Source organism: Xanthomonas sp. NCPPB 3005, from assembly GCF_041228095.2.
GTDB lineage: Bacteria > Pseudomonadota > Gammaproteobacteria > Xanthomonadales > Xanthomonadaceae > Xanthomonas_A > Xanthomonas_A bonasiae.
This window is the reverse complement of record NZ_CP166096.2, coordinates 1315652-1329357: the sequence shown is the minus strand read 5'-3', so window position 1 is coordinate 1329357 and position 13706 is coordinate 1315652. Positions and strand designations below refer to the sequence as shown.

Below are 13706 nucleotides of genomic sequence, written 5' to 3'. Positions count from 1 at the left end.
ACGATCGCCGAACCCGCTTGAGTCACAGCGGCCAATGATGCACCAAGAGTTTGCCGCGATGGGCGAGGTGATCGTGCTGGAAGACGAACCCGTGCTGCGCGAGGAGATCGGCGAGTTCCTCGCCGATCTCGGCTACGCCGCGACGTGCGCGGCCAGCGTCAGGGAATTCCGGCAACGGTTCGATCCGCTGCGCCATGGCCTGGCGGTGATCGACATCGGACTCCCCGACGGCAGCGGCCTGGACTTGATCGGCGAACTGCGGCAAGGCGCGCAACGGCTGGGCATCGTGGTGTTCAGTGCGCGCAACACCAGCCGCGATCGCGTCACCGGCCTCGACATCGGCGCCGACCACTACCTGGGCAAAGGCGCCGACCTGGACGAACTGGCCGCGACCCTGGCCGCGCTCGGCCGGCGCCTGGGCCTGCAGAAAGCGTGCTGGATGCTGGAGCTGGGTGCCGCGCGCCTGAACGTGCCCGACGCGCCGTCGGTTCCGCTCTCGCACCAGGATCTGCTGGTGCTCAAGTGCCTGATGAGCCGGCCCGGCGAAAGCGTGGGCCACCGCGAAATCGCCGAGGCGCTCGGGGTGAACTTCCTCGACCACGACCGGCGCCGGCTGGACACGCAGATGTACCGGCTGCGGCGACGGGTGGAGGAGATCAGCGGGCGGCCGCTGCCGGTGAAGACGCTGCGCAACAGCGGTTACCGGTTTCATGCGCCGGCTGCGTTGAAGCCTTGAGTTCGCGGCTTGTGCGGTGTGTCGCGCCAACACGCTTTGTCAGGGGCTACGCCCCTTACCCTCCTCCGCCCCTTCGGGGCTCCTTCCCCCGAAAAGAGCCATGGTCCCGATGGGAGAAGGAGCGTTGCAACGAAAAACGCCGGCGATGCCGGCGTTTTTCATGGACTCTTTACTAGCTGGACCTCAGTCCTGCCACTTGCCCAGCGCGGCCAGGCCGTTCTCCTTGGCGCGGTCGTAGACCACCTGCTGCGCCTTGGCGAAGTTGCCCTTCATGTCCTGCGACCACAGCTTCAGCGCCGCCTGCTGCATCGCGCGGCCGTAGGAGAAGCTCAGCGGCCATGGCAGGGTGCCGATCTGGTTCATCGCATTGAGATGCGCGGTGGACTGCTCGTCGGTCTGCCCGCCGGACAGGAACACGATGCCCGGCAGGATCGCCGGCACGGTGCTCTTCAGGCACATCACGGTGGACTCGGCCACTTCCTCGACGCTGGCCTGCTCGTCGCAGTCCTTGCCGGCGATGACCATCGAGGCCTTCAGGATGGTGCCTTCCAGCACCACGTTCTGCTCGTACAGCGCGCCGAACAGCGAACGCAGCGTGGCTTCGGTGACCTCGTAGCAGGTCTCGATGTCGTGGTTGCCGTCCATCAGCACTTCCGGCTCCACCATCGGCACCAGGCCCTGCTCCTGGCACAGCGCGGCGTAGCGCGCCAGCGCGTGCGCGTTGGTCTCGATGCACACGCCCGACGGGATGTCCTCGCCGATGGTGATCACCGCGCGCCACTTGGCGAAGCGCGCGCCGAGCTTGTAGTACTCCTCCAGGCGCGCGCGCAGGCCGTCCAGGCCTTCGGTGATCAGCTCGCCCGGCATGCCGGCCAGCGGATGCGTGCCCTTGTCGACCTTGATCCCGGGAATGATGCCGTGCTCGGCCATGTACTTCGGGAACGGCACGCCGTCCTTGGTCTTCTGGCGGATGGTCTCGTCGTACAGGATCGCGCCGGAGATGTGGTCGCTCAGCTTCGGCGTGGTCAGCAGCAGCTCGCGATACGCGCGGCGGTTCTCTTCGACATTCTCGATGCCGACGCTGGCGAAGCGCTTGGCGATCGTGCTGGTGGATTCGTCGATCGCGATGATGCCCTTGCCCGGGGCGACCATCGCCTGTGCGGTTTCGGCAAGCTGTTCGATGCTCATGGAATTCCTATGGCACGGGGGGAAACCCGAAGTATATCGCGGCAAACGCTACCGATTCCTTCACGGAATGCCTGCAACCGTTTCCATCCGGTAGACGCAATCCGCGACCGCATGCGCAGTCGCGTGCACCGGCAGGCGACCGGCGACGCCAGCCGGACAGGCAAAAAAAACCGCGCGCTGCAGACGCAGCGCGCGGTGGTGGGCCGGCGTGGCGGCGGCGCTGCGGCTACAGCTCGCCCAGGCCGCTGGCGCGGCCGTCGGGGCCGACTTCGAGCAGGCGCAGGGTGTTGGTCGCGCCATGCGTTTCCATGTGCTCGCCGCTGGTGAACACCACGCGGTCGCCGGGACCCATGCGCTCGGCCTCGACCAGCAGGCGGATCGCCGCACGCGCCGCTTCGCGCGGGGTCAGGCCGCGGCTGTCGAAGTTGATCGGGAACACGCCGCGCATCATCGCCATGCCGCGGCGCGCGCCGTCGTGGCGGGTGAACGCGTAGATCGGCATCTTCGAGCGGAACCGCGACAGGAAGCGCGGGGTGCCGCCGGACTCGGTCAGGGTGACCACGCCGCTCAGGCCGATGTGCTCGGACAGGAACATGGTCGCCATCGCGATCGCCTGGTCGGCGCGCTCGAGGTTGCGCTGCGCGGCCTCGAAGTCGGTGTCCATCTCGAACTGGCGCTCGGCGCCCAGGCAGATCCGCGCCATCGCCTGCACCGCCTTGACCGGGTAGGCGCCGGCGGCGGTCTCGGCCGACAGCATCACCGCGTCGGTGCCGTCGATCACCGCGTTGGCCACGTCCAGCACCTCGGCGCGGGTCGGGATCGGGTTCTCGACCATCGACTGCAGCATCTGCGTGGCGGTGATCACCACCTTGTTCTGCGCCAGCGACTCGCGAATGATCTTCTTCTGCAGGCCCGGCAGTTCGGCATCGCCGATCTCCACGCCCAGGTCGCCGCGCGCGACCATCACCACGTCGCTGGCTTCGACGATCTCGCTCAGGTTCTCGATCGCCTCGGTGCGCTCGATCTTGGACACCAGCGCGGCGTCGCAGCCGTGCTCGCGGGCGATGCGGCGCGCGTCGTTCATGTCCTGCGCGTTGCGGCAGAACGACACCGCGATGAAATCCACGCCGATCTTGGCGACGATGCCGATCAGCTCCTTGTCGCGCTCGGTCAGCGCGCCCAGCGACAGGCCGCCGCCCTGCTTGTTCAGGCCCTTGCGGTCGGACAGCACGCCGTCGTTGAGCACGGTGTTGACGATGCGCGAACCGTCGACCTCGACCACCTGCAGCTGCAGCAGGCCATCGTCGAGCAGCAGCACGTCGCCCGGCTTGACGTCGTTGGGCAGGCCCAGGTAGCTGACGCCGACCTCGTTTTCGTCGCCGGCCGGCGCGTTGGCGTCGGCGACCAGGTCGAAGCGCGCGCCGGCCTTCAGCGACACCTTGCCGGCGGCGAAGCGCTCGATGCGGATCTTCGGACCCGGCAGGTCGGCGAGGATGCCCACTTCGCTGCCCACGCGCTGCGCGGCGGCGCGCACTTCGGCGGCCCGCTTGGCCTGGCCGGACGGGTCGCCGTGGGAGAAATTCAGGCGCACGACGTTGACGCCGGCGCGGAACAGGTCCTCGAGCACGCCGGGCGGATCCGTGGCCGGGCCGAGGGTGGCGAGAATCTTGGTGCGGCGCTGGCGTTCGATCATGAGACGTCGTTCCCTGGAAAAGCCGTCAAAACTAGCACAGGCGCCGCTACCGCAGGATGGCGAATCGGCATAGGCGGCTGCGGATTCATGCATGTCTTGCAGACAGTGCGGGACAGTATGCGGACTCGAGGCCGCGCCGGCGCCGTCCGCGCCCGTGCCCAGCCGGCGGCGCGGGCGCCACGCCGGGCAAGCCCGGACTCAACGCTCCTGCGCGGCTCCCGGCCCGGTCGGGCGAAGCCGCCAACACCCGGACAGACACGCCACGGAGTGGCCTGGCGCTACGACCGGCGCACGCGACGCAGGCCGGTCATCGCATCTGGAACCGGGAATGGAGGAAATGCGCGCGTGCCGCAGCGGCACCGCTTTTACGAATCCCCAATCCCGACTCCCCAATCCCCGCTGTCAAGCTGCCAAACCCGGCAACTGCGCCGGCACCTGCGCCAGCGCGCTGGCGCCGGCCTGGCGCAGCTCCGCTGCGTCGCCGAAGCCCCACAGCACGCCGATACTGCGCATGCCGTGATGGTTGGCGCCTTCGATGTCCATGCGCCGATCGCCGATCATCACGCACTGCGCCGGCTGCAGCGACAGCCGCCGCAGGGCTTCGGCGATCAGGTCCGGCTTGAAGCGGCGCTGGCCGTCGTCGCTGGCGCCGACGATCTCCTCGAAGTGCGCGGCGAACGGCAGCGTCTCGACGATGCGCCGGGCGAAGCGCTCGTTCTTCGAGGTCACCACCGCGAAGCGATGGCCGGCCGCGGCCAAGGCCGCGACCGCCGCGCCGATCGCCGGGAACACGGTGTGCTCGCGCCAGCCCTGCGCGTCGTAGCGCTCGCGGTACAGGGACAGCGCCTGCTCGACCAGCGGCGGATCGCCGTGGAAGTAGTCGTTGAAGCTGTCGCGCAACGGCGGCCCGATCCAGGCGCGCAGTTGCTGCGGCTCGGGCGCCGGGCGCCCGAGTTCGGCGAACGCGTGGCGGATGCTGCCGACGATGCCGGCCTCCGAATCGACCAGGGTGCCGTCCAGGTCGAAGAACAGGGTGTTCGCGCTCACGCGACGCGCGCCTGCAGCGCCGCCACCGCCGGCAGGGTCTTGCCTTCCAGGAATTCCAGGAACGCGCCGCCGCCGGTGGAGATGTAGCTCACCTGCTCGGCGATGCCGTACTTGTCGACCGCGGCCAGGGTGTCGCCGCCGCCGGCGATGGAGAACGCCGGCGAGGCGGCGATGGCGCGCGCCAGGGTTTCGGTGCCATGCCCGAACGCGTCGAACTCGAACACCCCGACCGGGCCGTTCCAGACCACGGTGCCGGCCTTGGCGATCAGGTCGGCGTAGTGCGCGGCGGTCTGCGGGCCGATGTCCAGGATCAGGTCGTCGTCGGCGACGTCGGCCAGCGCCTTCACCGTCGCCTCGGCGTCGGGCAGGAACTGCTTGGCCACCACCACGTCGGTGGGCAGCGGGATCGCCGCGCCGCGGGCATTGGCGTCGGCGACGATCTTGCGCGCGGTGTCGAGCAGGTCCGGCTCGCACAGCGACTTGCCGACCGGATAGCCGGCCGCGGCGATGAAGGTGTTGGCAATGCCGCCGCCGACGATCAGCTGCTCGACCTTGTTGACCAGGTTCGACAGCAGCTCCAGCTTGGTCGAGACCTTGCTGCCGGCGACGATCGCCAGCAGCGGCTTGGCCGGGTGTTCCAGCGCCTTGGCCAGCGCGTCCAGCTCGGCCATCAGCAGCGGTCCGCCGGCCGCCACCGGGGCGAACCTGATCACGCCGTGGGTGGACGCCTGGGCGCGGTGCGCGGTGCCGAACGCATCCATCACGAACACGTCGCACAGCGCCGCGTACTTCTTCGCCAGCGCCTCGTCGTCCTTGCCCTCGCCGACGTTCATGCGGCAATTCTCCAGCAGCACGATCTGGCCCGGCTGCACCTCCACGCCGTCGACCCAGTCGCGCAGCAGCGGCACCTCGGCGCCGAGCAGCGCGGTCAGCCGCGCGGCGACCGGCGCCAGCGAATCGGCCTGGGTCCACGCGCCTTCCTTGGGCCGGCCCAGGTGCGAGGTCACCATCACCGCCGCGCCCTGCTCCAGCGCGTGGCGCAGCGTCGGCACCGAGGCCAGGATGCGCTGCTCGGACGTGATCTGGCCGTTGTCGTCGATCGGCACGTTGAGGTCTTGCCGGATCAGCACACGCTTGCCGGACAGGTCGAGATCGGTCATTCGCAGGATGGGCATTGTCGGTTGCTCGCTATCGTGGGGTTGCTGAGGAAAGAGGAGGCGGTGCGCAGCATAGACGCGGCGATCGGAACGCCCGCTTTAGGCACGCTGGCGCCAGCGCGCGCGGGCGGTGCCGAGGCGGGCATTGTCCGGCGTCGGCCGCGCAGCGGCAAATCGAGACATCGCGCGGCGTGCGGCCGCGGCTCGGCGGCGCGGGCAAAACCACGCGCGCACGGAGGTCGCCACGCCGCGACAGGCGCGTGGCGTGGCGGTGCCGAACCGATCAGCCCGCGCCGGGCGCGACCGGCTTGCGCAACAGGCTGAAGGCGAAACCGACCACGATCAATGCGCCGCCGACCAGCAGCGCCCACAGCAGCCAGGTCTTCCAGTCGCGCGGCGCGGCCGGCGCCTGCAGCGCGGCGGCGCCGGCCAGCGGGACCGCCGCGCCGAGCGTGGCGGTGGCCGGCGTCCATTGCGGGCCGCGTTGCGCACGCAGGGCCTGCAAGGTGGTCGCCAACGGCGCGGCAGCGCGCTGGGTGCGCGCGCTACCGGCGGCCAGCGCATAGGGCGGCGTGCCCTGGGCCAGGAAGATCAGCGTTTCCGGCTGGTAGCCCAGGCGCAGCGCCGGCCGCTGCCGGCCCGGATCCTGCGTGGCCAGCAGCCGCCAGTAGCGGTCACGCACCGGCTGGGTCAGCGCCTGCGGCGGCGAGCGGCTGGCGCCGGCGCCGACCTGATAGGCCACCCACGGCCCGGCCCGGTCCTGCCACGGCGCCTCGGCGCTGTCGCGGCTCTGCACGCGCCATTCGATCGCGCTGTTGCCGGGCAGCGCGATGTCGAGCTGCGCGACCGGATAGCGGCCGGGCGATACGAAGTCGAAGCTGTGCTGCGCCGGATCGGCGTGCAGCGCGTCCAGTTGCTGCCAGTGCCAGTCGGCGGCGACGGGCGCCGGCGCCAGTTCGGCTTCCACCCCTGTCAGTGTCGGCAGCGGCGGCGACGACAGCGGCAGCAGCCGCAGGTAGCGCACCTGGCGATCGATGGCGATGCGCAATTGCTGCAGGCGCTTGCCCTGGTTGGCCAGGTCGACCAGGGTCGCCTCCGGCACCAGCAGTTCCCAGTCGCGCAGATCGTCGCTGGCCTCGACCCGGTAGCGCGCCTGCCGCGGCTGTGCATCGGCGGCCCACTGCAGCGACAGCGCGCGCAACGGCTCGCGCAGCGCGCTGGCATCGATCAACCAACCCGCTTCGGCACTGGCCGTGGCGCTGCTGGCGATGCGGGTGCGGATGCGGCGCACGCTGCCGTCGGTATCGCGCTCGGCGATCAGCTCCAGGTTGTCCGCGCCGCCACCGGCCACGGCCGGCAGCGGGAACCAGGGCAGCGGCTGCCGGCGCGGCGTGGTCTCGGCCAGTTCGGCCGCGAACAGGGCCGCCGGCAGCGGGTCGCCGGCCGCGTTGAACACTTCCACGTCGCCCAGCGAGGCGAGGTGCGCGCTGCGGTACACCGCATCGTCGAGTTGCACGCGGTAGGCGCCGGCGGCCGGATCCTGCAGGGTCAGCGGCCATTGCTGCACGTAGTCGTCGCGCTGGCTGGCAGCGGAGGCCGCCACCGGCAGCAACGCCAGCAGCACAGCCGGAAAGATCAGGCGTTTCATGGATGGGCCTCCTCGGCCGGTTCGGTGGCGCGCGGCGGTGCCGGCGCGAAATAGCCGACCACGGTGCACAGCAGGCCGTAGGCGATGAACGAGGCGATGCCGGCGACGTTGCCGAGGTTGCCGCGATCCACCAGCAGCAGCTTGCCCAGTACCACCGCCATCAGCAGCGCGCCGGCCAGCCACAGGCCGCGCTGGCCGCGGCGCGAGCCGAGCACCCAGCCGAGCACGCCGAGCACGCTCCACACCACGGTCAGGCTGGTCTGCGCCACGCCGGCGGACAACAGCGACGCCCACGGCACCGGCGCCCAGTAGTGCACCGCATGCAGGGTCACGCTGGTGACCCACAGGAATCCGGCGGCGGCCAGCAGTTGCAGACGCTGGGCCCGCAACAGGGCCGGCGCGGTCGCCGACCACAGCCAGCGCGCGGCCAGCGCCACCGCCAGCAACTGACTCAGTTCCAGCGGATTGAGCAGCGGCACCCACGGCAGCGGCGCACTGGCGCCGGGCACGCACAGCGTCCACAGCCAGGCCAGGCCGAGCAGGCCGAAATAGCTGCCCTGCAGCGCCGTGCGGCAGCGGTCGAAGTCCGCCCCCAGCGGCGCGGCCAGCCACGGCCAGCGCAGCAGCGACAACGCCGCCGCGGCCAGCCATGGCGCCAGCAGCAACGCCCATTGCCAGCCCTCGGCCAGGGCGAAGCGCTGCGCCAGCCAGAGGCCGAGCAAGGACAGCACCGACGGCCACACCAGCCACCAGGCGAATTGCGCCGCCCGCGCCACCCAGCCGCCGCTGCCGCGCAGGCAGATCAGGCTGCGTACGCCGAGCACCGCGAACAGGGTCCAGGCCCAGGCGCCATGCCCGGCGAACGGCTGGCCGTGCGCGTCCGCCTGCAGCACCGCCAGCGGCAACGCGAGCAGCAGCCCGCCCAGCGTGGTCGCGGCCAGCGCGCGCGCCGGCCAGCGGCGCTGCGCCTCGGCGGCCAGCCAGCCGCTGAGCGCGACGAACGCCAGCAGCAGGTCGGCCTGCGCCGCGGCCGCGACGAAGCGTTCGATCTCGGCAATGCCAATGCCGCACCACCACGCCAGGCCCCACAGGTAATAGGCCAAGGCCGGGGTGTCGGCGCCGGCACGGCGATAGCTCCAGGCGCTGGCGAGACCGGCCAGGGCCAGCAGCGCACCGCTCATGAAGGTGGCATTGGCCACCGCCTGGGCGTCGTGCCAGGCCATGTCCAGCCCCAGCACGAAACCGATCGCCGCGGCCAATTGCAGGCCGGCGCCGGTGAACTGCGGCAGCCAGCGCTGCTGGCGCAGTCCCAGCCACACCAGCGCCGCGCCTTCCAGCGCGAAGATGCTGGCGGTGGCGCGCGCGGACAGCGCCAGCGGCACCGCCAGCGTGGCGAAGCCCACCGCCAGCAGCGCATAGGCCTGGCCGAGCACCGCGAAGCGTTCGCGCCGGATCAGCGCCGCGGCCAGCAGCGCATACACCGCCGCCAGGCCCAGCGCGCACAGCGCCAGCGGCAGGCCTTCGCCGCGCAGCAGCCCGGCCTGCAGCGAGAACGCCACCAGCGGCGTGCCGAACACCAGGCTGCCGTCGATCAGGTTGCCGCGCGTGGCCGGCTGGCGCCGCGCGTACAGGATCGGGATCAGCAGGTAGAAGGCGAAGAACAGCAGCAGGAACGGCTCGGTGCTGGCGAACTTCGCCGGCTGGTATTGCAGCACGCCCCACAGCGTGCCGATGCCGAAGGTGAAGCCGAACCCGAGCAGGTTGAGCACCCGCCACGGCCGATACCAGGCGATCGCGAACACCGCCGCGTTCAACACCGCGTAATAGGAGAACAGCCCGACATGGTTGCCGCTGCCGGTGGACAGCCAGATCGGCGCCAGGAACCCGGCCAGCGTGGCCAGTACCGCCAGCGTGCGCGATTCCTGCACGACCGCCAGCACGCACATGCTGGCCACCAGCACGATGCTCAGCGCGAACGCGGCGCTGGCCGGAATCAGCCCGGACAGCTTGAACGCGGCGAACACCGTCAGCAGCAACACACCGATCGCGCCGCCCTGCAACGCCAGCGCGAAGCTGCGCTTGCGTTCGCGCTGGCGCCAGCCGAAGCCCAGGCCCGCCAGCGCAGTTGCGGCGATGCCGGCATAGCGCAGCTGGATCGGCATGCGCAGCCAACCCTGGTCGCCGGCGTACTTCAGCAGCGCGGCGACGCCGGCCAGCAGCACCAGCATGCCGATCTTGACCGGCACGTTGCCTTCGGTGAACCAGCGCTTGGTGCCGGCCAGCAGCCGCTCGATCGGATCCGGACCGCGCGGTGCCGGCGGCAGTGGCGCGGCGACGGGATCCGCTGCCGCGTTAGCCATGGCGGTCGGCGCGATGAACGGCGGCGGAAGCGGCGGCGGCGTAGGCGCTACCGAAGCGACGAAGGCGGCCACGGCGGACGGACGTTCCTCTGCAACACCGCCGTCGGCGAACCGCGCATCGCGCTCGCCATCGTTCTCGAAGCCGGCATCGGTGTCATCGACATCGTCGGCCGCGTCGAATCGGGTCGCGGCGTGCACCGCCTGCGGCACCGCGCCGTGCAGGTGCGCCAGCTGCAGTTCCAGCGCCGCCACGCGCCGGCGCACGCCCGCCAGCGCCACCAGCATCACGATCATCAGGATCGGCACCGCCAATACCGCCACCACCACCAACACGATCAACGCTTCCATCCGGACTCCATGCCCAAGCCGGCACGGCGCTGGGCGGCGTACCAATGGTCCGGCGGCGCCGGTCCTGGGGCAGATGGTAGACGAGTTCGGCCTCGCCGCGGCCGCGCCGGCGGCGGCGCAACCCAGGCGCGGCAACGCATCCCGGCAATGCAGGCCGACGGAATCGGCGCTAAAGCCGGTGCATTCTCGGCCGCTACCTCCCTTATCCCACGTTGCGTCCGCTGTTCCCTCCCCTCCCACCGACAGCACCAATGAACCTGCCAGCCAAGCCCGCAGAAGCGGGAATCGACGACCATATCCGCTCCGTGGTCGGCCTGTCCGACCAACTGCTCGGGCAGCTGCGCCGTTCGTTGCAGCGCATCGACGAGATCAACCGCACCACCCACGTGATCTCGATGAATGCCCGCATCGAATCGGCACGGATCGGCCAGGCCGGGCGCGGCTTCAGCGTCATCGCGCAGGAAATGGACGTGCTGTCGCGGCGCGTCGCCGACGCCACCCAGGACCTGGACAAGGTCGCCGCCAGTACCAGCGCCGACATGCGCCACACCCTGCAGCGGCTGGAAGACGATGTGCGCCGCACGCGCCTGAGCGAACTGGCGCTGAGCAACATCGACCTGATCGATCGCAACCTCTACGAACGCAGCTGCGACGTGCGTTGGTGGGCGACCGATGCGGCCATCGTCGCTGCCGCGCGCCCTGGCCGCGGCGACGACGCACTCGCCTACGCGTCGCGGCGCATGGGCCAGATCCTGGATTCGTACACCGTCTACTTCGACCTGGTGCTGGCCGGCACCGACGGCCGCATCCTCGCCAACGGCCGGCCGCAGCAGTACGCCTCGGCCGGCAGCGACGTGTCCGGGCAGGCCTGGTTCGAAGACGCCACGCGCACCCGCAGCGGCGAGGAATTCGGCTTCCAGGACGTGCACGCCAGCACCCTGGCCGATGGCGAACGCGTGCTGGTGTACTCGTGCACGGTGCGCGACGGCGGCCGCGTCGACGGCCGCGTGCTGGGCGTGCTCGGCATCGTGTTCCGCTGGGACGCGCTGGCGCAGACGGTGGTCCAGCGCACGCCGCTGTCGGAACAGGAATGGGGCCGCAGCCGGGTCTGCATCGTCGACCAGCGCGGCCAGGTCCTGGCCGATTCGGCCGGGCGCATGCTGCAGGAGCGGATCGAATTCCAGGGCCGCGACGCGCTGTTCAAGCAACCGCGCGGCGCCGTGCTGAGCGACCTCGACGGGCGCCCGCACTGCATCGCGCACGCAGCCTCGCCCGGCTACGAAACCTATCGCACCGGCTGGCATTCGCTGATTCTGCAGGCGCTGTAGCGCGACGCGGGCGCAGGTCGGCCAACGCTCAGCGCTGGCCGACCCTGATCACCACCTTGCCCTTGGCACGTCCGCTCTCGACGTAGGCCAGGGCCTGCGCGGTCGCCTCCAACGGGAACACCCGATCCATCACCGGCCTGATGCTGCCGGCCTCGATCAACGCGCCGATCTCGCGCAACTGGTCGCCGTTGGCGGTCATGAACAGGAAGGCGTAGCCGACCCCGTGCCGCCTGGCCTTTTTGCGGATGCCGCTGCTCAGCAGACGGATCGCCTGCCGCAACGGCCATACCAGGCCTTGTCGCGCGGCGAAGTCCGGGTCCGGCGGGCCGGAGATGGAAATGAGCTGGCCGCCGGGCTTCAGCACGCGCAGGGATTTCTCCAGCACGTCGCTGCCCAGGCTGTGCAGGACCACGTCGTAGCCGTGCACGACGGTCTCGAAGTCCTGCGAGCGGTAGTCGATGACGAGGTCGGCGCCCAGCGCCTTCACCCAAGCGACGTTGCCGGTGCCGGTGGTGGTCGCGACGAAGGCGCCGAGGTGCTTGGCGAGCTGGATGGCGATGCTGCCGACGCCGCCGGAGCCGGCATGGATCAGCACCTTCTGTCCCTTCTGCAGCCGCGCCATCTCCACCAGGGCCTGCCACGCGGTCAGCGCGACCAGCGGAACCGAGGCGGCTTCCTCCATGCCGAGGTTGGCGGGCTTCAATGCCAGCGCGCTTTCCCTGACCGCGATGCGTTCGGCGAAGCTGCCGATGCGCGTCTGGTCGGGACGCGCATACACCGCGTCGCCCGGCTTGAAGCGGCGCACGCCGGCTCCGACCCGCAGCACCACGCCGGCCACGTCGTTGCCCAGCACCAGCGGAAAGCGGTACGGCAGGATCAGCTTGAACTCGCCCTTGCGGATCTTCGCGTCGAGCAGGTTGACGCCGGCGGCATGCACCTCGACCAGCACCTCGTCGTCGCGCACCTCCGGTTCGGGCAGCTCGCCGATCCGGCCTGGATGCTTGTTGCCATAGCCTTCGATGAAGAACGCCTTCATGATTTTCCCCCGACGAAAACGAACGCAAGGACGAACACGGTTTCGAGCACGACCGCGACCAGGATCCCGCGGCCCGCGTGCTCGCTGGCCAGTTCGCCGACGCCCAGCACCGCCAGCAACGAACAGGCGGTAACGAAGCCTGCCACCAGCGCCGAACGCGCCGGCGATGGCGCCGCGCCGCGCGCCATGAACAACATCACGCTCAGGCCCGCATACAGCGCGGCCCCGCGTCGCGCCATCAGCTCGGCCGACGGCGAAGCGCCGATGCCCCAGTTCGCCAGCATCGCGTCCGGCGAGAACATCCAGGTGCAGGCGATCGCCAGGAACAGCAGCGAGGCCAGGACCGACAGCGAGCGGAAACCCAGCCGCATGGCGCTCACCGGTTGAGGATGCGGGACAGCACGGCCTGGTGGATCCAGCGCGGCGTCGCCCACATGAAGACCGCGTTCAACCTGTTGATCAGCCCGGGCACCACGCTGATGCGGCCGGCATCCAGCGCGCGCATGCCGGCCCGCACCACCGGCGGGGTCTGCATCATCAACGCATTCAACTGGGGCGTGATCCGCTGCTGGGCGACACGCGCGAATCCGGTGTCGGTCAGCCCCGGGCACAGCGTGGTGACGGTGACGCCATCGCGCGCGAACTCGCGATGCAGCGCCTCGCCCAGGCGCAGCACGTAGGCCTTCGCGGCCGAATACACCGCGAAGTTCTCCACGCCCTGGTAGGCCAGCAGGCTGGCCACCTGCAGGATCTTGCCGCGCCGGCGCCGGCGCATGTCCTGGCCGAACAGATGGGTCATCGCGGTCAGGCTGGCGATGTCCAGCTGGATCATCGACAGCGCCGGCTCCAGGTCGCCATCCAGGAACGGCCCCTGCAGGCCGTGCCCGGCATTGTTGACCAGCACCTCGACCTCGATGCCGCGCGCGTGCAGGCCGGCGTGGAGCCGGCGCACGGCCGCGATCTGCGACAGATCGACCTGCTCGACGAGGACCTCCACACCGTGCCGCTGCCGCAACGCCTGCGCCAGCGCATCGAGCCGGTCCAGGCGCCGCGCGACCAGGATCAGCCGGTGGCCGCGCGCCGCGTACTGCCTGGCGAACTCCTCGCCGAATCCACTCGATGCGCCGGTGATCAGCACCCAGCTATCGCGTTGCGTTTCCATGAT

At 70.5% G+C, this 13706-nt stretch carries 11 protein-coding genes; 2 read left to right on the top strand and 9 right to left on the bottom strand.

Features of this window, described 5'->3' with window-relative positions:
• Window positions 1–37 precede the first annotated feature (37 nt).
• On the top strand, window positions 38–736 hold the full coding sequence (locus AB8810_RS05735) for a response regulator transcription factor (RefSeq protein ID WP_369915793.1): 699 nt from the start codon (window positions 38–40) through the stop codon (window positions 734–736).
• Window positions 737–919: 183 nt separating this feature from the next.
• On the opposite strand, the gene AB8810_RS05730 is transcribed toward AB8810_RS05735, so the two are convergent.
• The 6 genes from AB8810_RS05730 to AB8810_RS05705 all read right to left on the bottom strand — a co-directional run bounded on the left by AB8810_RS05730 (window position 920) and on the right by AB8810_RS05705 (window position 10177).
• Entirely contained in the window at window positions 920–1924 is a 1005-nt protein-coding gene (locus AB8810_RS05730) for a class I fructose-bisphosphate aldolase (RefSeq protein ID WP_179566805.1), read from the bottom strand.
• A gap of 226 nt (window positions 1925–2150) precedes the next feature.
• Window positions 2151–3617 (bottom strand): pyruvate kinase, encoded by a 1467-nt coding sequence (gene pyk, locus AB8810_RS05725; RefSeq protein WP_145702518.1) that lies wholly within the window; start codon window positions 3615–3617, stop codon window positions 2151–2153.
• Between the two features lie 402 nt (window positions 3618–4019).
• Entirely contained in the window at window positions 4020–4664 is a 645-nt protein-coding gene (locus tag AB8810_RS05720) for an HAD-IA family hydrolase (protein WP_206229437.1), read from the bottom strand.
• Complete coding sequence (locus AB8810_RS05715) at window positions 4661–5839, bottom strand: phosphoglycerate kinase (RefSeq protein ID WP_369915792.1); 1179 nt, start codon at window positions 5837–5839, stop codon at window positions 4661–4663. The genes AB8810_RS05720 and AB8810_RS05715 overlap by 4 nt, the downstream gene beginning before the upstream one ends.
• A 265-nt stretch (window positions 5840–6104) precedes the next feature.
• The gene (locus AB8810_RS05710; protein ID WP_369915791.1) at window positions 6105–7469 is read right to left on the bottom strand and encodes a DUF3999 domain-containing protein; all 1365 of its coding nucleotides are present in this window, start codon (window positions 7467–7469) and stop codon (window positions 6105–6107) included.
• Window positions 7466–10177: a DUF2339 domain-containing protein gene (locus tag AB8810_RS05705; protein WP_369915790.1), complete on the bottom strand. Its 2712-nt coding sequence runs from the start codon at window positions 10175–10177 to the stop codon at window positions 7466–7468. Before AB8810_RS05705 ends, AB8810_RS05710 begins: the two co-directional genes overlap by 4 nt.
• A 251-nt stretch (window positions 10178–10428) precedes the next feature.
• Between AB8810_RS05705 and AB8810_RS05700 the strand changes: the two genes are divergently transcribed.
• Window positions 10429–11505: a methyl-accepting chemotaxis protein gene (locus tag AB8810_RS05700; RefSeq protein WP_179566817.1), complete on the top strand. Its 1077-nt coding sequence runs from the start codon at window positions 10429–10431 to the stop codon at window positions 11503–11505.
• A 28-nt stretch (window positions 11506–11533) separates the two neighbouring features.
• On the opposite strand, the gene AB8810_RS05695 is transcribed toward AB8810_RS05700, so the two are convergent.
• Genes AB8810_RS05695 through AB8810_RS05685 form a run of 3 tightly spaced genes read right to left on the bottom strand, consistent with a single transcriptional unit; the run spans window position 11534 to window position 13703 of the window.
• Complete coding sequence (locus tag AB8810_RS05695) at window positions 11534–12541, bottom strand: NADP-dependent oxidoreductase (RefSeq protein WP_369915789.1); 1008 nt, start codon at window positions 12539–12541, stop codon at window positions 11534–11536.
• Window positions 12538–12975, bottom strand: coding sequence for a hypothetical protein (locus tag AB8810_RS05690; protein ID WP_343204334.1), 438 nt, complete (start codon window positions 12973–12975; stop codon window positions 12538–12540). Before AB8810_RS05690 ends, AB8810_RS05695 begins: the two co-directional genes overlap by 4 nt.
• Window positions 12918–13703, bottom strand: a complete 786-nt coding sequence (locus tag AB8810_RS05685) for an SDR family NAD(P)-dependent oxidoreductase (RefSeq protein WP_369915788.1) — start codon at window positions 13701–13703, stop codon at window positions 12918–12920. Before AB8810_RS05685 ends, AB8810_RS05690 begins: the two co-directional genes overlap by 58 nt.
• Window positions 13704–13706: the final 3 nt, after the last annotated feature.